Here is a 20,959-nt window from a genome sequence, read left to right as displayed (position 1 = left end):
CGCGCAATGTTGCCAGGCTGGCTCAAAGAAATCATTGCATACATGGGGATGTCAGAGGCGCATGATGAAAGTAATTCAAACACAGCTTAAGGATATGCCGTCCTCACTGTTGGCAGAACTGGGAACGTATCGCTATAGCGTGTTTGCGCGCGGCGAAGGGTGGTCGATTCCACCGCGATTGAGTACGCCAGGACAAGAGTACGATCGATTTGATCGTTCGGATGTCACCTGGTTGATTGCCTGGAACGCACGTCAGGGCATTTGTGGTTGTGCACGTCTGTTGCCATGGCATGAACCTGAAGTGCCTGAAGGTTTTGTTCTGCCTTTCGATCAGGAAAAGGTTTGGGAAATGTCGCGCTTCTCGGCGCGCCTTGAAGTCGATGTAGAGCTACCACTGAGTATTTTGTGGCACTCGGTGCAATTAGCAGAACTGAGCGGCATGGAGTATTTGATCAGTTCGGCGACGCCGATGCTTGAGAAGATGTTTGAACAGCATCAGGTGGTCTACGAGCCGCTCTCACCGGGCTTGATCCAATCTGAAGACAATCTGTTTGCCATTCGCATTCCGGTTGATCAACCGGCGCTGGCGGAGAAGTATCGTGGTACGCGACGCTTTAGCCCGGAAGAGGTGCTGCCATCGCTGGGTGTTTCAGTGAACTGGCAATCACACAGCTAAACACCCCGCGCATCGCGCGCGGGGCATATCGCTTATTGACGGTAAGCGGTTTTTATCTGACGAATCGTATTGTTAAACACTTCCGCCTGCGGCTTATCGCCTAACGAAGCTTGCACATAACGCTCCATGTTGATGATCACCTTACCGGCATCGGCTTGACCCATTCCTTTCAGAATCAGCGTCACCATCATTTTCAGACAGGCGACTTCGTCTGCCAGCGCCTGCGTGTCTCGTGAAGTTGCGAAATCTTCATCACTCATAATTGACTCCTTGGTGGTGTTACTCAATGTAGACACATTCTTCCTGTGCGTAAAAAAGAGAGTATATCATATGGTTGTCAGACGAATTTTAATGCAGGCGAAGCGGTAAAAGCCAGACCGCGATTTAATTGCCTATTGCGCTATTTGTCAGCAATCAGAATTAGCGTTTAGCTGTTATTTACCCGGCAAACAGAGTGCGATAACAAAATCGAGCTATAAATTATAACTTAATGATATTAGTCACAATTTTACTTCTCTAATTTTGCATGTTATTGCCCGGTGCTGTAAAAGCAAGATCAAAAGAATGTTATTGATTTGCATCATTTCATTTGAGATTTATCTGTGGCGATAGATGTTTTTTCCACCTGAAAACCGGTAAGATAGCCGCTCTGAAATATATTTCACTTTCTTAACCTGCGGAGTACGTCCCGTTGATCAGCCTGCTTCTTGTTGATGACCATGAACTGGTCCGCGCCGGTATTCGCCGCATTCTGGAAGATATGAAAGGACTCGTCATAGCCGGTGAAGCGGCCTGCGGTGAAGACGCCGTGAAATGGTGCCGCAGCAATCCGGTTGACGTGGTGCTGATGGACATGAACATGCCCGGTATTGGCGGCCTGGAAGCAACACGCAAAATTGTGCGCTTTAACCCCGACATTCGCATCATCATGCTCACCATTCATACCGAAAATCCACTGCCGGCAAAAGTGATGCAGGCGGGCGCAGCAGGTTATCTCAGCAAAGGTGCCGCGCCGCAGGAAGTGGTAAGTGCGATTCGCTCGGTGCATTCGGGGCAACGCTACATCGCCTCGGATATTGCTCAGCAAATGGCACTCAGCCAGATCGAACCGCAAAAAGCCGAATCACCGTTCAGCTGTTTGTCGGAAAGGGAATTGCAGATTATGCTGATGATCACGCGCGGGCAGAAAGTGACGGAAATCTCCGAACAACTCAGTCTTAGCCCGAAAACCGTTAACAGTTACCGCTATCGCATGTTCAGTAAGCTGAATATCAGTGGCGACGTCGAGTTAACGCATTTGGCCATTCGACATGGCCTGTTCAATGCGGAGCCATTAATCAGTAGTGAGTGACGTCTTCAATTCCAAAGCCTTTCTCAGCACCGTGACCAGCCAACCCGGCGTCTACCGTATGTACGATGCGACCGGCACGGTGATCTATGTTGGTAAAGCCAAAGACCTCAAAAAGCGCCTGACCAGCTACTTCCGTACGCAGGTGGGCAGTCGCAAAACTGAAGTGTTGGTCAGCAACATCCAGAACATCGACGTCACCGTGACGCACACTGAAACGGAAGCGCTGCTGCTGGAGCATAACTACATCAAGCTCTACCAGCCGCGCTATAACGTGCTGCTGCGCGATGACAAATCCTATCCTTACATTTTCCTTAGCAGCGATAGCCATCCGCGCCTGGCGATGCACCGTGGCGCGAAGCATGCTAAAGGCGAATATTTTGGGCCGTTTCCAAATGGCTATGCGGTGCGTGAAACCCTCGCGTTGTTGCAGAAGGTGTTCCCGATTCGTCAGTGTGAAAACAGCGTGTATCGCAACCGTTCGCGCCCGTGTTTGCAGTATCAGATTGGCCGCTGCCTTGGGCCTTGCGTTTCGGGGCTGGTCAGCGAAGAGGAGTATGCGCAGCAAACCGATTATGTGCGTCTGTTCCTTGCAGGCAAAGATGATCAGGTGATCAATCAGCTGGTCAAGCGCATGGAAAAGGCCAGTGAGGAGCTGCGCTTCGAAGAGGCGGGGATCTTACGCGACCAGATTCAGGCGGTAAGGCGTGTTACCGAGCGGCAGTTTGTCTCCAATCAGGGTGAAGACCTGGATGTGATGGGCGTGGCCTTTGATGCCGGCATGGCTTGTTTGCACGTGCTGTTTATTCGTCAGGGCAAAGTGCTCGGCAGCCGCAGCTACTTCCCGAAAGTGCCCGCTGATACCGAACTGACCGAAGTGGTGCAAACCTTTGTCGGCCAGTTCTATCTGCAAGGGAGTGAAGCGCGCACTTTGCCGGCGGAAATCCTGCTGGACTTTAATCTGCCAGAACGCGAGCTGCTGGCCGAATCGCTTAGCGTACTGGCGGGGCGCAAGGTGAATATTCAAAGTAAGCCGCGTGGCGACCGCGCGCGCTACCTGAAACTGGCGCGCACCAATGCGGCAACGGCACTGATTACCAAGCTGTCGCAGCACTCGACCATTCAACAGCGTCTGGCAGCGCTGGCGACGTTCCTCGAGCTCGACACCATCCATCGCATGGAGTGCTTCGACATCAGCCACACCATGGGCGAGCAGACTATTGCATCGTGCGTGGTGTTCAACCGTGATGGCCCACTGCGTTCTGATTACCGTCGCTACAACATTGAAGGCATCACGCCGGGCGATGATTACGCGGCGATGAATCAGGTGCTGCGTCGTCGTTATGGCAAAGCGCTGGAAGAGGACAAAATCCCCGACGTGATCATTATCGACGGCGGTAAAGGCCAGTTAGCGCAGGCGAAACAGGTGTTCGCCGAGCTGAATGTGCCGTGGGATAAAGATCGTCCGATTTTACTCGGCGTGGCGAAGGGTAGCGATCGTAAAGCCGGGCTGGAAACGCTGTTCTTTGAAGCGGAAGGTGAGGGCGTTTCCTTGCCGCCGGACTCGCCTGCACTGCATGTGATCCAGCATATTCGTGATGACTCTCACAATCATGCGATTTCAGGTCACCGGAAAAAACGCGCCAAAGTGAAGAACACCAGCGCACTGGAAAGCATTGAAGGCGTGGGGCCAAAACGGCGCCAACAGCTGCTCAAGTATATGGGCGGCCTGCAACCGTTGATGAATGCCAGCGTCGATGAGATCGCCAAAGTGCCGGGAATTTCTACCGCGCTGGCGGAAAAAATCTACTACTCACTGAAACACTAACGTTGAAAGAGGGGGGGCAATGTAGGAACATACATGAAACCCTACTCACACCAGACAGTTACTGGCATATGCAATTTAACATTCCGACGTGTCTTACCCTGTTTCGAGTCGTACTTATTCCCTTCTTTGTCCTGGCGTTTTATCTGCCATTTCAATGGGCTCCTTTTGCTACTGCACTGATCTTTGTGATTGCTGCGGTCACTGACTGGTTTGACGGGTTTTTAGCGCGTCGCTGGAAGCAGACCACGCGTTTTGGCGCGTTCCTCGATCCGGTGGCGGATAAAGTGCTGGTGGCGATTGCGCTGGTACTGGTAGCGGAGCATTTCCATGCATGGTGGATTACGCTGCCTGCGGCAACCATGATCGCCCGCGAGATCATTATCTCTGCGCTGCGTGAGTGGATGGCGGAAATTGGCAAACGCAGCAGCGTAGCGGTGTCGTGGATCGGCAAGGTGAAAACCACCGCACAGATGTTCTCTCTGTTTGCCTTGCTGTGGCGTCCTGAAGCCACGGTGGTAGGCGTGGGTGTGGTTGCGCTGTACATCGCCGCGGTGCTGACTTTCTGGTCAATGTTCCAGTATTTGAGCGCGGCGCGCGGCGATTTGCTCGATAGCTGATCGATGCGATTTAAAAAGCAGCAAACGGACGCAGTGTGTGGATAATTATATTGACTCACTGCGTCAGATAAGTAGAATGCATCGCATCGAACAGCAGCGAGTCTGCAAGAAGCTGAGTTAAATCAGTAAGTTCGATGATGAAATACAGAATCTCCTTTGTAAATTTGCAGGTAATACGGCAGCAAATAAGCAGGCGAAGATTATGCGGGAATAGCTCAGTTGGTAGAGCACGACCTTGCCAAGGTCGGGGTCGCGAGTTCGAGTCTCGTTTCCCGCTCCAAATTTAGTGATTCGTATTCAACGGATTACATATCAGATTAAAGGCGCGTTGGCAGAGTGGCCATGCAACGGATTGCAAATCCGTCTACCTCGGTTCGACTCCGGGACGCGCCTCCAATTTACACCCTGCCCGGGTGGTGAAATCGGTAGACACAAGGGATTTAAAATCCCTCGGCTTATGGCTGTGCGGGTTCAAGTCCCGCCCCGGGCACCATATTCGCAGTTGATAAAACGAATAAAATAAAGCAATAAGCAGTAATGTCGTAACCGCCTAAGGGCGGTTTTTTTGTTTTTGCAGCTTCTTTCCTAATATCACTTCCTAATATCAGATGCTCCTAAGCTGTCCGCCGATAACTGGAACTACAACAATCCTGCAGCAGTAAGCAATCATCTGTTCCAAATAAAGTCTTTAATATTCTTCACTAAGTATAATGATTTGCTCCTTTCCTTGCCCGCAATCAATGTATGCACAAATAAAAGTACGTTAGCCTGCTGGTCTCTTAAATTTAAGAATCGACAGGGAGTCTTCAGAATGATAATAAGCCCGCCTTTTATACGTAACAAGAACCCCGAGGACAGTGACCGTGTCTGGATAAATAGCATGCTTCCTATCGATGCAAGACGTGGTTTTCCGCTAAATGTTCATGGTTCATGGTTCATGGCATGGTGGTGTACATGTTACCCACACCGACGCAACCAGCCGCCCTGAGATGGTGCGGGCTATTGCCGATGGGGTTGTGGTCTCTTTCCGCCAACCATCCGGTTTGGAAAGACGTGACGCGTTTCCACTGAACTATAACGGGAAAACCGATGACGGGTATGTGTTGCTAAAACATGAAACCGATATTGGTGAAAACTGTAATGTCGTGTATTACTCACTTTACATGCATCTCCGTGACAGACTGGATCCTGCCATCAGTGACGGTGCCAAAATATGGCGTAAGGATCCCATAGGACAGAGTGGCATGGTAGACGGAACCAATGCTTTCCACTTTCAGGTGTTTTGTGACAACTCGAATATGCTGAAACTGGTTGGGCGCACCACACCCGAACTTGATATCACTCGTAACGGCAGAACCGATAGCGTTTACGGTGATATTCATTTTTATTTGCCGGTAGGAACGCTTTTGTATGAGCGCGTGACTGACGCAAGCTCACCAGTCACAGAACACCTTAGTGCTGTCCATACCACTACAGAGCCGTTGTACGTAAGTATGACCTTCGAAAAGGTGATTGTACGATGGTCACTCGAAGGCAGAATATCTCCGCGGCAGCATTCTTCGACTTAGTGGGGGATCCACTGGTCAATACTGATGCTAATCCTCTTGATAACAGCCGGAACACACCGGAAAAGTATGAATACAATCTGTCCCGAACTGCTCGTCGACTTTACCCGCAGAATCCGTCTGCGGGGTTCGAGCTGCTCCGCTTCGGACGGGTCATCAGTACAGGACATGAAATCCTGACACCGGCCGGCGCTCCACTCTGGCGTACCATCAACTTTCCCGGAGGGACAGGCATTGCCAATCTGGCCTCTTCTGACATCAAAAAATATAGCGATGCTGACTTCCCGCACTGGACGGGGTGGAGAATGGTGGACGATGACACAGACAATAACAGTCAGTGTAATTCCCCCTTTATTGCTGGATTGCATGAAAGCGGACACCTCAGTGACCTGAGCAGCCGTCTGGTCTGTCATTTCCCGCTAGAATGGTCTGTCGCCATCTTTGAACAGCGCTATTCCTGGCTAAAAATCGGATCCGACGATGTCCCAGCAAAGTCTGAAGAGGATTACGACAGGCTGAAAAGCCATGCTTCAGCGCTATTTTTTGACACTGGCGAATTCGGCACCGAAAGGCAGTGGCATTTTCATCCGGTAGCGTTTATCAATCACTTCCGTAAGTGCTGCTGGCTTAGTAAACAGGAGCTGAAGCAGCTTGTACCCCGTAACGTGTTAAGAATGGCCGGCCGGAATGATTACCGCTGGGAGGCCATCACCTATCGGGACGGCGCTGGCAGCATCGCGGACAATATTCACACGCACATGAACAGGATGATGCAGAAATACCTGATAACCAATCCGCTGCGGATTGCCTGTTTTATGGGGAACGGGATTCAGGAAACTGGCTGGCTAGGCTCTATGGAGGAAGGGTACCGCTACACGGAAAGGGATCCACGCACGCATCAGGTTATCCGCCGCTATAACATTTGGTATTACCCTTGGTACGGTCGCGGCCTATTACAACTTACCAGTCCAGTAAATTACTTTGATTACTTCAGCTTCAGGGGACGAACCTGCCCTGAAAATATCAAGAACACCTTGATAAATGAATACAATCGCTTGTATTCAAATCGGGGAATTCGTTACACCGACAATCACCTATCTGATACTGAAAATAATGTCGCTGAAGATATTATCCAGTGGCGAAATAACGTTAGCAGTGACAGCTATGAGGCGACCAGCAGCGCCGGATTTTACTGGATTGAAAGAGGTATGGCACCTTACGCTGACAATGAACATGTACTGGAGCGGTGCAGTGTTAACACTCGGGTTAGCGGAATAAAAATTTACTATCGCAGTCAAGCTTTCTGGCAGGCCAGCGCCGCTGTTAACCTGCCTGGTCAGATCAATAACGAACAATATCAAGGGCTTAATGGCTTTGATGCCCGCTGCTGTGTTTATGGCAGTGTTATAGCCGTCCTCACCGAGCAGAAATTCCCGGACAGCCATAACACACCCGTTAACGAGAAACCCGAATCAAACCAGCTAAGGAGAGCGTGATGAAAAAATTATTACTGCTGGCGGCAATCCCGTTTTTTTCCTTTGGAAAAATAATCCCGGAAATTGCCACTCCAGACAGTTTCAATGAGCAGTCTTTTGAGCATCAAACTTTACATCGAGGTAATTACCTGGCAGATACGGCTAGCTGCGGAATTGTTCAATTGAAATTGTTCTATCCACCTGAGCATAAAGGCTATCCACCATCAGGGCCGTGGCTTTGCTTGTTCCCTGTTGATGTCATCAGAGATGGATATGGTCCAGGAAGATCGCTTTCTGAAAAAATCTATTTTGATAAAAGAACAGGTCTGTGGAAAAAGAGAAAATATAACCGTAACAGAGAAGAAACCCAGCAAACTATGAAAGTCTATGGCATCAAAAGCCTGAGAGAATTACAGCCTTTGGAGCTGTATAATATTCATTCTGTGAATGGACATGGCTTTGCGGTTGTCGATAGTAATATTCCTCTCATGGAAAAACAGAAAGGGGTGAAAAAAAATCTCGCATTTTGCCTGATACAAAACCAAAGCTATTCAGCCTTATGTGGCTCAGGATCAATTATTGATGAAGAAAACGGAAAAGAAGTCGATTTCACTCCCTTCATGCTCAAGTCCCTTGAGACCGTCGAGATAGGGCTGGAGGAAAAAATCAAATAACTTAAAGTTATTTTATTTGGAATGAACTCATGTCAGAGTAATGTACATAACTAACTTTTTTAGAATAAAAGGGGGCAATAAAAGCTTTTTATATTGAGTTATCATGATTTATTACTGTAAAAAACATTATGGCCCCGAAGGGCCATTTTTTTAATTGGCTAAAAAATTAGCGGTCTGAGCAAGTAGTTTTGCTCGCGCATGAATGAAATCTTCAAACTTCATATTTAATCCATCGTTAGGGATGAATGTTGATTCGAATATTTCATTAATATGTGTAGGTGAGATTCTCTTAACGTAATCATGAGGTGCTGCATCTTTAATGCTACGATTATCTGTCTTTGATAAAAATGTGAAATTAGCCAAATTAAACTGAATTGATTTATCAATAATTCCTAGTTTAGTTTTTAAATGATTTTTGGGGAAGATGTGATGGAATTCATTTCGATTGCAGTTACTCAAAACTTTTTCAAGATCAACTTTAGCACCTGATATTAAGGAAAGAGGATTCTGATGGGCTAAAAGAAGTATGAAAATTTTAGTGTTTACCGAACCAATATTGAATGAGTTGTCAATAAAAAAGTTGTCTGGTATTTCGATAGTTCTCGAAGTAATTGGTGTGCAATCACCAGCTATTAACTTTACCATTGCTTTAATATCTTGAGAAATAGCATTGTCAACGCTATTAGAATAGCGCCTTGAAAAGCAACTATGCCAAAACCATTTTACTAAAGCTGATCTTTGATTTGCATCTGGATGAAAGCTCTTATTTCCAGCTGTATAAAAACATCTGGAAAGTGGAATTAACATCGATTTATAAGGTATGTTTTTAAAGCTATTAACACCGCAGTCACGCCTCAAGAAGTCAATTGCGCCCAATAAAGCATTAGTAAAACCTTCAAAACCATTTCTAACTTCAGTGCCGTCAAGTTCTACCACTGCTTTGGATGAAGCATCATCTCTTAACACAGCAGCACAGCATTTCAATAATAAATCTGGGTCGTCTACAAGATCGTTATAATCATGCTCGTCTAATTCAACACCTAATTCCTCAAATTTTGACCTTAAGTCGAATTCACCACTCCAGGTCCAAGCCGAAAGAAGTTGGTACGTATCAAGTGGCACACCCCCTCGATTTACACGTTCAAAAATTATAGCAATTTTTGAGTGTTCCTCAGTTTCAACTATATCAATATTGATTTGCTTATCGATGAAATTTGCTTGAAGAGCGTATATTTCATCTACTCTTGATGGGTCCGGATAGCTGTGAACGAATCTTCCAAATTCTTTATAGTCAAATAATAGTTTTAATGGGATATGCCTTGTCTCAACATCTTCAGGTTTTAATGCAATAAATTGAGAGTTTTGCACATCCTCTTTTGCATCTAAATCAAAGTAAATATCTAACCACTTTATTTCTTCATCTTCTTCTGGTTTGAGCACTGTTTGGAATGCTGAAAATATAGAAGTTATTCGTTGCTGGCCATCTAAAATATAGTCAATAGGATAATCTTTTTGAGGTTCAGGAAGAGTGAATGCTCCAAGCTTTCTATCATGTTCTAATTTTTCTCTTGTTCTCCATACTAAAATAGTACCAATAGGATAGCCTTTATATAAACTATCCATGAGGAATTGGACTCTGTCTGGATTCCAGACAAAATTTCTTTGGAAAGCAGGCACTCTAAGCTCACCGTCAATAACACGGCGCAAAATATTTTTGATGCTTATAGTCGTGGTCATAGGCAATCCTTGCAGTTAATGTACGATATTTATAGGATGTTTTTAAGAAGAACTCCATCGGCATTAGATCTACTAGAGAGCACTATAAATTGTCAAATAATATTTATGAAATCAAGATATGATTTTACAGTTTATTTAGTGTCATATTTACATTTGATCTTCTCAACTTAGATTCTTGTGCCGCGATACTAATGACGAACTTATTAGCAATGTAAGGGCACCATCATGGAAGCGTTTTCTTTAAGACATTTCACCACTGTCCTCCGTTAGGACGAAGCCGGTTTTTAAGCCAGGGAGCCCTGCCGCAAGCATGCTATTTACGGCGCTACCATCTGCACCTTGAGCAAGAAGTTTGGATGCATAGAAGTACCTAAGGTGATATGGCTTAAGTCACTTCAAGAAGGAGAACTGCCACCTCAAGATAATCCTCGTCAAAGCCATGCTGGATAACGAGGCGCTTGAGATGGCTTTAGTTCGAATATTCTCAAGATAGACTATAAGTGCGGATGCCTTGTCTATCATTTGTAAAGTTAAGGGGCTGTCGCAGCTTTAACACCTGTCTGCACTCTGGTAGATTTTTTTCACTGCCAACCTGCTGTTATAAAGAAAGATGTAGGATCGGCGACGCTCAGTTATTGGTGCGAATTACTAAGTTGGCGTTTGAACAACGGGGCTTGGATTATCGGTTGCAACGGGCCGCTACTGCGTTTGGAGAGCTTTCACGTTAATTAAAAACGAGGAACCCTTAACGGCTTTGGTTTAAAAGGTTGACGGCGTCATTAAGGGATTGGCAAATTATTGACTTCCGGTTCGGCACCCGGATATGGATGATTTCACAAAGGAGTGCCCGACGATCATAACCGCCGTTGGGATTTCTTTCGAACACGCATTACGCATTACGTAAAGCATTGCACTGTTTCGTGGCTATTTGGCGATGATAACAACCAGCATAGCCCTAGATTTACCTATCGTATGCTTGAAAAATGGGTTTGAGGCATTGTATGGAGCTACGTTTAATCCTGCTGTACAAGCCCACTCAAAACTGATTTATTTAGGGATTTAATAGCCGATTTTGTGATGAAATTCTGAATCCAAACAATTTCCTTTTAGGAGTGGATATGGTGATTATTGGTAACTATAAGCAGACGTTTAAACCTAAATAAAATTATTTATAGCGGCTGCAGATCATGTGTTTATCTTAAATACATGATTTATAACTCTTTGGGAAACTTTTAAATCCCTCGGCTTATGGCTGCGCGGGTTTAAGTCCCGCCCCGGGCACCATATTCGCAGTTGATAAAACGAATAAAATAAAGCAATAAGCAGTAATGTCGTAACCGCCTAAGGGCGGTTTTTTTGTTTTTATCTTTTACTAAAATCAATAAAAAACCCGGCAAAGCCGGGCAAATCATTACGATTGTGGTTGTCCCACCGGACCGGCACCTTCGCTGGCGCCTGGCACTGGTTGGTTACTTGGCGCATGTGGACGCCCATCGCCGCCGACCGCATCACTTTTGTGCATACAGCCCGCCAGCGAGACCAACGTTAACGTCACCAATGCTGCTTTTGCTAAAACTTTCATCTATTGCTCCTCATAAATGAGCGATTGAGTAACCAATCTCAAAGAGATCAAAGGATTGACCTTGAGGTAAGCAAAGTCAGTAACAGCACATTACGCAAGCGAAGCGCGGTGATAAGCATAAAAAACGCCGGGTTTCCGGCGTTTTTCGTCTCAATCCTAATAATTGCTATCCCAGGTTCCCACTCAGCCGCTCGCGGAAATCGCTGCTGCGGTTATCCAGCCCGATAAAGGTAACTTTCGCGCCATGGCGCTGATAGCGATATTCGATGGCATCAAGGGCCGCCACGCTGGAGGCGTCCCAAATCTGGGCATGGGTTAAATCGATAGTGACAGATTTAGGATCGTGGCCGTAATTGAAGTGTTCAAACAAATCATTGCTGCTGCCGAAGAACAGCGGGCCGCGCACGATGTAATTGACCTGTTGCCCATCGTCGCTCAAGTGGCGTTCAGCGTGAATCACGTGAGCGATGCGGCGGGCAAACAGCATCATTGCCAGAATTACACCAACCAGTACGCCAATCGCAAGGTTGCCGGTCCACACGGTAACCGCCACCGTCAGCACCATTACAAAGGTTTCAGACCACGGCATGCGTTTCAACGTTGCCGGTTGCAGGCTGTGCCAGTTCACGGTTTTCACCGCCACCACCATCATAATGCCCGCCAGCACCACCATTGGGATCTGCGCCATAATCTGGCTCAGTCCGGTCACTAATAACAGCAGCACGATACCCGCCGCGATGGTCGAAACACGCGTACGCGCTTTGCCCAGCTCGACGTTAACGATGGTTTGACCAATCATCGCGCAACCGGCGATGCCGCCATAAAAGCCGGCCAGAATGTTGCCAACGCCGAGCGCCCAGGATTCGCGGCGTTTACCGGAAGGCGTATCAGTGATGTCATCCACCAGTTTGGCGGTCAGCAGTGATTCCATCAGGCCAACAAAGGCGATGCTCAAGGCGGTTGGCCAGATGATTTGCAGGGTGTGCAGATTAATTGGCACCAATAAGGTGGTGAAGCCAGGCAGACCAGCGGTCATTGGCCCTTCATCGCCGACGTTCGGTACACGATAGCCGAGCAGCAACGCTACAGCCGTCACCACCACAATGGCGACCAGCGGCGAGGGGACGCTTTTCAGCACTTTCGGTAGCAGCAGCACAATCGCCAACGTCACGGCAAACAGAGCCCACACCAAAGTGGATTGCCCCCAAACGTGCGGGACTTGCGCAAAGAAGATCAGGATGCCGAGGGCGTTGACGAAGCCGATCATCACCGAGCGCGGGATATAGCGCATCATGCGCGACAACCCAGCGAGTCCGAAAATAATCTGGATAACGCCACCCATAATCACCGCCGGCAGAATGTATTCGACGCCGTGCGCATGCACCATCGGGCCGATCACCAGCGCCACCGAACCGGCTGCAGCGGTAACCATCGCCGGACGGCCGCCCAGAATCGACAGCGTCAGGCACAGCACCACCGAGGCCACAAGGCTGACTTTGGGATCGACACCGGCAATCACGGAGAAGGAGATCACTTCAGGGATCAGCGCCAGCGCGGTAATAATGCCGGCCAGACACTCGCGGGTTAGCAGGGCAGGCGAACGTAATACACGCCCCACGGTGATATCGCTCTCTACCGCAGTGGCGCGCTCAGTTGGTTGGCTCATAGATTGTGCAGGCTCTTTTATTATTGTGCGCATACCGTCACGGTACGGCAGTAACCAGTTAGAATTTTCGAGAGAGAATGTTACCGGGCAAAGGGAGCAGACGCTAGCGCGTTGGGGCAGGTGAGGGTGATTCCATCCCTGGAATCCGGCTTTAGACCGCGAGATCGTCAGGTGTTTTATTCACAACCAATTCAAGCAGGTGGCGATAAATATCCAGCTGAATCACATCGCTTTCCATCTCAAGACGGTTAATCAGCGATGCAATAATCGCTTTATTGGAAACCGGCATACCGGCATGCAGGATTTCGGCGATGATCTGCCCGAAAACTTCCATCTCACTGCTGTCGCTGTTTCCGGCCAGTTTGAAGTAGTCAGCGATGGCAGCGCTACTGTTTGCGGCGTTTTGCATATGTGAAGCCCTTAAGATCGGCCTGATGGCAATGTGCCTTCAGCTCCATGATGAAAAAACGTGCACGCGGACAGGCGCGCACCACCCAACTCATCAACCAACGCAAAAAGACACCTCTGAAGGTGGAAATCCACAACACCTTCAGAGGCGACGCAAAGTGCATCATTCGTTACGGAGCCATCAGCTGGCTCGCGGGATGTAAACTTATACAATCTGGATTAACTTGTACAACAAGGATCTTAAGCAATTTGTGCTAATGTATATTTAACAAAGAGTTATAATTTGTAATGTTTTCTAAAATCTATACAAACCTATGCAGGAACAGCAAAAAAATCCGCGAGTTGTACAACTGATACAGAAAGCTGGAGATTTTTTGCCGTGACAACTACGTTTGCTAATGTAAGCAAGGTTTTCATTGGTGAGCGGCTTCGCCTATAATAACGCTCCCGTTTAGTTAGATACCTAACCATTAGGCCACTACGTTTTGAGCGACTATCCGCAACCCTTTTCTCGTTTGCTGCATCTCACCGCGCACGCGTGGCGTTTGGCCGTTGATCGTCGGCTCAAAGAGAGCGGATTAAGTATGAGTAGCTGGATGGCGATTGCCAGCGTCGCTACCGCCGCCGAGCCGCCAACGCAAAAAGCTCTGGCGCAATTGCTCGGTCTGGAAGAGGCCAGCGTCGTGCCCTTGGTCGATCGCCTGGTGAAACAGCAGCTGTTGGCGCGCGTGCAGCCGCCGGAAGATCGCCGCAAGCGCCTGCTGATTTTGACGGAGCAAGGCAGCGTGGCCTTTGCCGAAGTGAAAACCCAGGCCGATGCGCTACGTGCGCAGTTGCTGGCGGATATCGATCCCGAATCGCTGGCGATAACGGAACAGGTGCTGAAACAACTACTGGCGCGTCTGGGAAGCGTTTAACTGTGGCGAAACGTAATCCTTATGCCCCACGCGAATGGCTGCCACATGAAAAGCCGATGTTGCCGGGCTCGCCCTCAACGCCGCTGCATTCGCCATCAAAGCGCATCGCATTTGGCATCATCGGCTTACTGATCTCAATTACCGGCGCGCTGAGTAATGCGTTGGTCTCTGCCAACCTCACCAATCTGCAAGGCACTTTTGGCGCCTACAGCAATGAGATCGCCTGGCTGCCTGCGGTGTATGTGATGGGCAACATTTCTATCAACCTGCTGTTGGTGAAGTTCCGCCAGCAGTTTGGTCTGCGGCTGTTCACCGAAGCGTTTCTGGTGCTGTATGTGATCGTGGCGTTTTTCCACCTGCTGGCCAACGATCTCAGCTCGGCCATCATTGTGCGCACCGCGCACGGCATGGTTGGTGCGGCGCTCAGTTCGCTCGGCATCTATTACCAAATTCAGGCGTGGCCGGCGAAGCATCGGCTTAAAGCGTTGGTGATTGGTATCACCGCGTCGCAGCTGGCGATTCCGCTGGCTAGATTGTTCTCCACTGAACTGCTGCAGCTGCAAGAGTGGCGCGGTTTGTACCTGTTTGAACTCGGTCTGGCGCTGATCTCGCTGGGCTGCGTGCTGGTGGTGAAACTGCCGCCCGGCGACCGCATCAAAGCGTTTGAAAAGATGGATTTCCTCACCTTTATGCTGATGGCACCGGGCATGGCGCTGTTGTGTGCGGTGCTGTCGCTGGGACGTATCGAATGGTGGTTCAGCACGCCATGGCTCGGTGTGGCATTGGCGCTGGCGCTGGTATTAATCGTGGCGGCGATCGTCGTCGAGCACAATCGCAAGAATCCGTTGATCAACACGCGCTGGCTCAGCAACGGCATGATTGTACGGCTCGGCATTGTGATGATCATGATGCGTATTCTGCTGGCCGAACAAAACACCGGCGCGGTGGGTTTCCTGCAGCAACTCGGTTTACTCAACGATCAGATGCGCGGTCTGGCGTTAGCGATCATCGCCGGGGTAATTTGCGGCATGATCGCCAGCGCGTTAACCATCAAACCTACGCATCTGAGCTGGCCGATTGTTGCCTCGCTGGTGGTGATGATCGTCGCCTCACTCATGGATGCGCAATCCAGCCCGCTGACGCGAGCCAATAATCTCTACTTTAGCCAGTTTTTACTCGGCTTCGGCAGCGCCTTCTTCCTCGGGCCCGCCATGCTATTGGGGATTGGCGGCGTGGTCACGCAGCCGAAGAACTTGGTGAGCTTCTCGGTGCTGTTTGGCATGAGCCAGAACTTAGGCGGTTTGATCGGCGCGGCCATTCTTGGCACCTTCCAGACGTGGCGCGAAAAATATCACTCCAGCTTGTTGGGCGATCAGCTGTCGCAGCTCGATCCCAACGTCACCGAACGCCTCAGCCAGTACAGCTCGCTGTTCAGCAGCCAGTTGCCGGATAGCGTGCTGCTCAGCGCGCAAAGCAGCAGCCAGCTGCAAATTGTGGCGACGCTGCAAGCCAACGTGCTGGCCTATAACGACACCTATCTTCTTACCGCCGCGCTGGCTTTCATCACCTTAATCTGGGTGCTGTATCGCCTGACGCGTTTACGCTATATCAACTGGCGTCAGACCAAAATGAATGCGGCACAACCAGTAACCCCGACGGAGAATTCATGAGCCAACAGGACGACATTCAGGCGGCAGAGCGCGAGCGCACCAACCGCCGACGCATTCTTTCCATCGCCGCCGGCAGCGGCATTGTTATCGTCGGCGTGCTGGTGATTCTGTATGCCTGGCAGCTGTGGCCGTTCACCAGCACCGTTCAGTCGACGGAAAACGCCTACGTGCGAGGCCAGGTGACCTTTATTAGCCCGCAGGTGAATGGCTATCTGACCGAGGTTAACGTGGTGGATTTGCAGCCGGTGACCAAAGGCCAGCTGCTGATGACCATCGACGATCGTATTTACCGTCAGCGCGTGCATCAGGCGCAGGCGCAGCTGGATATGAAAATTGCCGCGCAGAACAATAACCAGCAGCAGCGTAAAAGTGCCGAAGCCAACATTCTCAGCAACAAAGCCGCGCTGGAAAATGCCAAAGCGCAGGCGCTGAAAAGCAGCCTCGATCTTAAGCGTGTAGAGAATCTGGCGGCTGACGGTTCGCTGTCGGTACGTGAACGCGATGCCGCGCGCGCGGCGAATGCCCAGGCGCAGGCGCAGTTGCGTCAGGCGGATGCACAGGTTGCCGTTTCACAACAGAATCTGCAAACCGTGGTGGTAAATAAGGCTTCTCTGCAAGGCGATGTCGCCAGCGCGCAGGCGGCGTTAGAGCTGGCAAACATCGACCTGGCGAATACACGCATCATCGCGCCGGACAGCGGCCAGCTTGGCCAGCTGTCGGTGCGTAAAGGCACCTATGTTACCGCTGGCACGCGATTGACTTCGGTGGTGCCGGAAAACAAATGGATCATCGCCAACTTCAAAGAAACCCAGCTGGCGCGCGTGCGTCCTGGTTTGCCGGTGAACATCCGCGTCGATGCGCTGGACGGTAGGCATTACGATGGCCGCGTCGAGTTTATCTCGCCTGCCGCCGGTTCCGAATTCAGCGCTATCTCGCCGGATAACGCCACCGGCAACTTTGTGAAAATTGCCCAGCGTATTCCGGTGCGCATCAAAATTCTTAACGACGATCTGCAGGCGCTGCGTCCTGGCATGTCGGTGGAAGTGAGCATTGATACCGCCGCTGAACCGCACAAGGATGCGCCATGAAGCGCTTACTGTTAGCCACGTGCGTGGCATTAATGGTGGGCGGCTGTGCGACGGAAGTGGAAAAAGCGCCGTCATCGTTGCCGATTCCCGATAGCTGGCGTCAACAGGTTGGCCCGCATGCGCTGCCGGAAGCGCAGTGGTGGCAGAACTTTGGCGATGCCGATCTCAATCGCCTCGTTACGCAGGCGTTGCAGCACAACAGCGATATTCTCACGGCGCGTTCACGCGTCGATCAATACCGTGCCGAATTACGTGCCGCGCAGGGCGATAATTTCCCGACGCTGTCGGCGGGCGTTGCGGCTACGCATCAGCGTGCGCTGTCGGCGGCGACCGGTCAGCCGTATGAAAACGCGGTGTTTCAGGGATTGCTGCAGGCCAACTATGAAGTGGATTTATGGGGCCGCCGCAGCAACAGCATTCGCGCCGCGCAAGCTTCGCTGGATGCGCAGCGTGCCGCCGCGTCTGCCGCTGAGCTCACCGTTGCCAGTTCGGTGGCATCGGGCTATCTCAGCTTGTGCGCACTTGATGAGCAGTTACGCGTCACTGAAGCGACGTTAGCAACGCGCGAAAACTCGCTCAATCTGGCGCAGCGCCAGTTTGAAACCGGCTACACCTCGCGCCTCGAATGGATGCAGGCCGCCTCGGAATATCAAACCGCCAAAGCGCAGATCCCGCAGCTGCAGCATCAGATCGAGCAGCAGGAGAACGCGCTCAGCGTGCTGGTGGGCATGAACCCGCGTGAAATTGCGCGCAGTAGCCAGTTCGACCACATCAAACCGCAAACCTTGCCATCGCTGCTACCATCGCAGTTGCTGAATCGCCGGCCGGATATCGTGCAGGCGCAGCGCCAGCTGCTGGCCGCCGACGCGTCACTGGCATCATCCCAGGCCAAATTGTTGCCGTCGCTCAATCTCACCGCCAGCGGCACCTTGCAAAGCGGCGAACTGCATCAGCTGTTGGATAATCCGTTCCGTTTGTGGAGCATCGGCGGCAGCATTCTGGCACCGCTGCTGAATCGCGAAGCGCTGACTGCTCAGGTTGATGTGGCGATGGCGACGCGCAATCAGGCGCTTTATGGCTATGAGAAAGTGGTGCGCAATGCCTTCTCCGATGTGGATAACGCGTTAGATGCCATTCGCCGCAGTCAGGAGCAGCTTGAAGAGTTGCAGAAGCAGGAAGGTTACGTGGCGGAAGCGTATCGCATTGCGCATAACCGCTATCAAAACGGTTACGCCTCTTATCTGGATGAGCTGGACGCCCAGCGCACGCTATTTAGCACTCAGCTCAATATCGTGTCAGTGAAAAATACGCTGCTGCTGGCACAAATCGATCTTTATCGTTCGCTCGGTGGCGGCTGGCAGGGTTAAACATCATGCGACAAGGCCATTTTTCGGTAGAAATTCCGCCGTAAGAGGGCCTGTGAATAGTTTTAAATCGGCATTAAACGATTCTTAAGTGATTCATGCTTATTTTTACTTGTCTTTACAAATAATGTTATTATCCGCCCGCTTTACACAGTCTGAACGGAACAGTGTTGGTAAGTTTACCAGCGCGGTCGCTCACTGAGGCGGCTTGCAAAGACAGGGGAAGAAAAGGAAATGATGAATAAGAAAATCGGTTTTGCTTTGTTAGTATCTGCGGTCCTGTTAACCGGCTGCGCGCCACGTACCGCGCCGATCGAGAATGTTAGCCAGACCGTGGGTCAGAGCTACTCGGATGACCAAATGAAGCAGGCGATCGTCCAGTCAGGTGCCGCTAACCATTGGGTGATGACGCCAGCCGGTCCAGGCGCGATGAATGGTCACCTGGCCGAGCGCGGACATACCGCAGATATTCGCGTGAATTACACCGCGAATAGCTATCAAATCCAGTATGTCAGCAGCCAGAATCTGAAAGCCGGTAGCGGTCAGATTCACCGTAATTACAACCGCTGGATTCAGAACCTGAGTCAGGGCATCCAAACGCGTCTGGCGGTCGAAGCCGCTAAATAAGCGCGAAGCGTGATTGCTGACATAATGTTGTAAAGTTAGCCGACACGCTGCCGAAATAGAAACAGGCGGGCCATGTGCCCGCCTTGTTAATCGGCGACATCCGCATGGGATGACGGGTATTGAGAGCAAGGAAGGGATGCCGCGCAGCGAAAATCTGACCATCCCTGAGGCTGAAGAAAGAATACAGGTATGAAACTCGCTTACTCCCTTGTTGACTGGCACGCCATTGCGCCGGGCAACAGCACCGCAGAAGAGTGGCAACGTTGGGCGCAACAGGCACCGGCGTTAGATGCCACGCAACCTATCGCGAAACCCCAATTTTTGCCGATGATGACCGCGCGTCGTCTCAGCCCAGGCAGCCGTGCGGCGGTTGAGTGCGGGCTGGCGCTATTGGCGCGGCAAAGCGTGGACGCCATCGTCTTCTCCAGTCGCCACGGCGAACTGGAACGCAATCTGCGCATTCTCACCGCGCTGGCGGAGCAGCAAGCGCTGTCGCCGACCGATTTCGCCATGTCGGTCCACAACTCTGCGGTGGGCAGTTTGACTATCGCCGCGCGTCAGCCGTTGGTTTCATCCTCGATTTCGGCCGGTATCGATAGCTTCCAGCAAGGTTTGATTGAAGTAGCGGCGCTGCATCAGGCGGGTTACGCGCAGGTGCTGCTGGTGGATTTTGACGGCGTGGTGCCGGATTACTATCGTCCGTGGCTGCCGGAAATCGAGCGTTTTAATGCGCCCTACGCGGTGGCGCTGCTGCTGCGCGCGGGCGAGGCGTGGCGCTGCGAAGCGCAAGCCGGCAAACCCTCCGATCCGCATGACGTTCTGCCGCAAAGTCTGCAATTCCTGGCGGCGATGCTGCACAACACGCCAGCTTTTAGCGTGGCTGGCGAACGCCATCAATGGCACTGGGAGCGTCAGCATGGTGGATAATTCGCTGGCGCAGGCGCGTCCAGGTTTCAACTATTACTGGCGGCTGGTTATGACCGCCGTCAGCTTCACGCTGTTCAGCGTGGGCGGCCTGCTGCTGTCGCTGATCTGGTTCAATCTTCTGCTGCTGGTGCAGCGCGATGGGCTGCGTCGTCGCCACATTGCCCGCAGCAGCATTGCGTGGAGCTTCCGCTGCTTCCTGCGTTTCTGCCGTTTTGTCGGCGTGTACGATTACCAGATCATTGGCGCAGAACAGCTGCGGCAGGATCGCGGCTGCCTGATCGTCGCCAACCATCCGTCATTGATCGATTACGTGATGATCGCGTCGGTGCTGCCGGAGATGGATTGCCTGGTAAAAGCCGAGCTGCAGCACAACATTTTCTTCCGTGGCGTGATTCGCGCCGCCGATTACCTGATTAACAGCGAAGCCGATACGCTGCTGCCGGACAGCCAACAGCGTCTGGCGCGCGGCGATACCATCCTGATTTTCCCGGAAGGTACGCGCACGCGTTATGGCGAGCCGCTGAAGTTACAGCGCGGAGCTGCCAACATTGCGGTGCGCGCTGGCTGCGATCTGCGCGTGGTACACATTAGCTGCACCGAGCGCATGCTCGATAAGCAAAGCCGCTGGTATCAGATTCCGCTGGTTAAACCGATTTTTACTGTACGCGTACAATCGCGTATTGCTAGCCACGCCTTTAGTGAAGCTGAAGAGGATGCGCAGCCGCTGGCCGCACGTCGTCTGACGCGTCATCTGCAACAGGCGCTGGTGCCTGACGAGACCAACTAAGTT

Annotated in this window: 17 protein-coding genes, 3 tRNA genes and 1 pseudogene; 16 read left to right on the top strand and 5 right to left on the bottom strand. The window is 51.0% G+C overall.

Annotated features, from left to right (window positions below):
- Window positions 1-64 precede the first annotated feature (64 nt).
- Window positions 65-676, top strand: a complete 612-nt coding sequence (locus tag FHW71_RS07725; RefSeq protein WP_179451789.1) for an acyl-homoserine-lactone synthase — start codon at window positions 65-67, stop codon at window positions 674-676.
- Between the two features lie 32 nt (window positions 677-708).
- Here FHW71_RS07725 and FHW71_RS07720 read toward each other — a convergent pair whose 3' ends face one another.
- Entirely contained in the window at window positions 709-936 is a 228-nt protein-coding gene (locus tag FHW71_RS07720) for a DUF2594 family protein (protein WP_007887303.1), read from the bottom strand.
- Window positions 937-1,367: 431 nt separating this feature from the next.
- Between FHW71_RS07720 and uvrY the strand changes: the two genes are divergently transcribed.
- The 8 genes and pseudogenes from uvrY (at window position 1,368) to FHW71_RS07680 (ending at window position 8,183) form a co-directional block, all read left to right on the top strand.
- Window positions 1,368-2,027: a UvrY/SirA/GacA family response regulator transcription factor gene (uvrY, locus tag FHW71_RS07715; protein WP_008102320.1), complete on the top strand. Its 660-nt coding sequence runs from the start codon at window positions 1,368-1,370 to the stop codon at window positions 2,025-2,027.
- Entirely contained in the window at window positions 2,020-3,852 is a 1,833-nt protein-coding gene (gene uvrC, locus FHW71_RS07710) for an excinuclease ABC subunit UvrC (RefSeq protein ID WP_179451317.1), read from the top strand. The genes uvrY and uvrC overlap by 8 nt, the downstream gene beginning before the upstream one ends.
- Before the next feature lie 68 nt (window positions 3,853-3,920).
- Entirely contained in the window at window positions 3,921-4,469 is a 549-nt protein-coding gene (gene pgsA / locus FHW71_RS07705; RefSeq protein ID WP_008102316.1) for a CDP-diacylglycerol--glycerol-3-phosphate 3-phosphatidyltransferase, read from the top strand.
- A gap of 204 nt (window positions 4,470-4,673) precedes the next feature.
- Window positions 4,674-4,749: transfer RNA gene (locus FHW71_RS07700), tRNA-Gly, on the top strand.
- A gap of 42 nt (window positions 4,750-4,791) precedes the next feature.
- Window positions 4,792-4,865 (top strand) — tRNA-Cys (locus FHW71_RS07695).
- An 11-nt stretch (window positions 4,866-4,876) separates the two neighbouring features.
- Window positions 4,877-4,962, top strand: a tRNA-Leu gene (locus FHW71_RS07690).
- A 318-nt stretch (window positions 4,963-5,280) separates the two neighbouring features.
- A pseudogene (locus FHW71_RS07685) lies at window positions 5,281-7,530 on the top strand (M23 family metallopeptidase).
- Window positions 7,530-8,183, top strand: coding sequence for a hypothetical protein (locus tag FHW71_RS07680; protein WP_179451315.1), 654 nt, complete (start codon window positions 7,530-7,532; stop codon window positions 8,181-8,183). Before FHW71_RS07685 ends, FHW71_RS07680 begins: the two are co-directional and overlap by 1 nt.
- Before the next feature lie 150 nt (window positions 8,184-8,333).
- Here FHW71_RS07680 and FHW71_RS07675 read toward each other — a convergent pair whose 3' ends face one another.
- The 4 genes from FHW71_RS07675 to FHW71_RS07660 all read right to left on the bottom strand — a co-directional run bounded on the left by FHW71_RS07675 (window position 8,334) and on the right by FHW71_RS07660 (window position 13,577).
- Window positions 8,334-9,920 carry a DUF262 domain-containing protein gene (locus FHW71_RS07675; protein WP_179451313.1) on the bottom strand — a complete coding sequence of 529 codons (1,587 nt, stop codon included), beginning with the start codon at window positions 9,918-9,920 and terminating at the stop codon, window positions 8,334-8,336.
- Between the two features lie 1,411 nt (window positions 9,921-11,331).
- Window positions 11,332-11,502 carry a hypothetical protein gene (locus tag FHW71_RS07670; RefSeq protein ID WP_008102314.1) on the bottom strand — a complete coding sequence of 57 codons (171 nt, stop codon included), beginning with the start codon at window positions 11,500-11,502 and terminating at the stop codon, window positions 11,332-11,334.
- Window positions 11,503-11,668: 166 nt separating this feature from the next.
- Complete coding sequence (locus tag FHW71_RS07665) at window positions 11,669-13,168, bottom strand: SulP family inorganic anion transporter (protein WP_179451311.1); 1,500 nt, start codon at window positions 13,166-13,168, stop codon at window positions 11,669-11,671.
- 151 nt (window positions 13,169-13,319) lie between these two features.
- Entirely contained in the window at window positions 13,320-13,577 is a 258-nt protein-coding gene (locus FHW71_RS07660) for a biofilm/acid-resistance regulator YmgB/AriR (RefSeq protein ID WP_179451309.1), read from the bottom strand.
- A 484-nt stretch (window positions 13,578-14,061) separates the two neighbouring features.
- Here FHW71_RS07660 and FHW71_RS07655 point away from each other — a divergent pair, with 484 nt between their 5' ends.
- The 7 genes from FHW71_RS07655 (at window position 14,062) to FHW71_RS07625 (ending at window position 20,956) form a co-directional block, all read left to right on the top strand.
- On the top strand, window positions 14,062-14,493 hold the full coding sequence (locus FHW71_RS07655) for a MarR family transcriptional regulator (RefSeq protein WP_008102308.1): 432 nt from the start codon (window positions 14,062-14,064) through the stop codon (window positions 14,491-14,493).
- A 2-nt stretch (window positions 14,494-14,495) separates the two neighbouring features.
- The gene (locus tag FHW71_RS07650; RefSeq protein WP_008102306.1) at window positions 14,496-16,163 is read left to right on the top strand and encodes an MFS transporter; all 1,668 of its coding nucleotides are present in this window, start codon (window positions 14,496-14,498) and stop codon (window positions 16,161-16,163) included.
- The gene (locus FHW71_RS07645) at window positions 16,160-17,251 is read left to right on the top strand and encodes an HlyD family secretion protein (protein ID WP_154152809.1); all 1,092 of its coding nucleotides are present in this window, start codon (window positions 16,160-16,162) and stop codon (window positions 17,249-17,251) included. The genes FHW71_RS07650 and FHW71_RS07645 overlap by 4 nt, the downstream gene beginning before the upstream one ends.
- Window positions 17,248-18,618: an efflux transporter outer membrane subunit gene (locus FHW71_RS07640; protein ID WP_179451307.1), complete on the top strand. Its 1,371-nt coding sequence runs from the start codon at window positions 17,248-17,250 to the stop codon at window positions 18,616-18,618. Before FHW71_RS07645 ends, FHW71_RS07640 begins: the two co-directional genes overlap by 4 nt.
- A 234-nt stretch (window positions 18,619-18,852) precedes the next feature.
- The gene (locus FHW71_RS07635; RefSeq protein ID WP_179451788.1) at window positions 18,853-19,242 is read left to right on the top strand and encodes a hypothetical protein; all 390 of its coding nucleotides are present in this window, start codon (window positions 18,853-18,855) and stop codon (window positions 19,240-19,242) included.
- Between the two features lie 189 nt (window positions 19,243-19,431).
- Window positions 19,432-20,169, top strand: a complete 738-nt coding sequence (locus FHW71_RS07630; protein ID WP_179451305.1) for a beta-ketoacyl synthase chain length factor — start codon at window positions 19,432-19,434, stop codon at window positions 20,167-20,169.
- On the top strand, window positions 20,159-20,956 hold the full coding sequence (locus FHW71_RS07625; RefSeq protein ID WP_008102296.1) for a lysophospholipid acyltransferase family protein: 798 nt from the start codon (window positions 20,159-20,161) through the stop codon (window positions 20,954-20,956). The genes FHW71_RS07630 and FHW71_RS07625 overlap by 11 nt, the downstream gene beginning before the upstream one ends.
- Window positions 20,957-20,959 lie beyond the last annotated feature (3 nt).

It is taken from the genome of Enterobacter sp. Sphag1F (assembly GCF_014193275.1).
In the GTDB taxonomy this organism is placed as follows: domain Bacteria; phylum Pseudomonadota; class Gammaproteobacteria; order Enterobacterales; family Enterobacteriaceae; genus Pantoea; species Pantoea symbiotica.
Note: the sequence above shows the minus strand (reverse complement) of the source record. Positions and strands in the feature narration are given on the sequence as shown.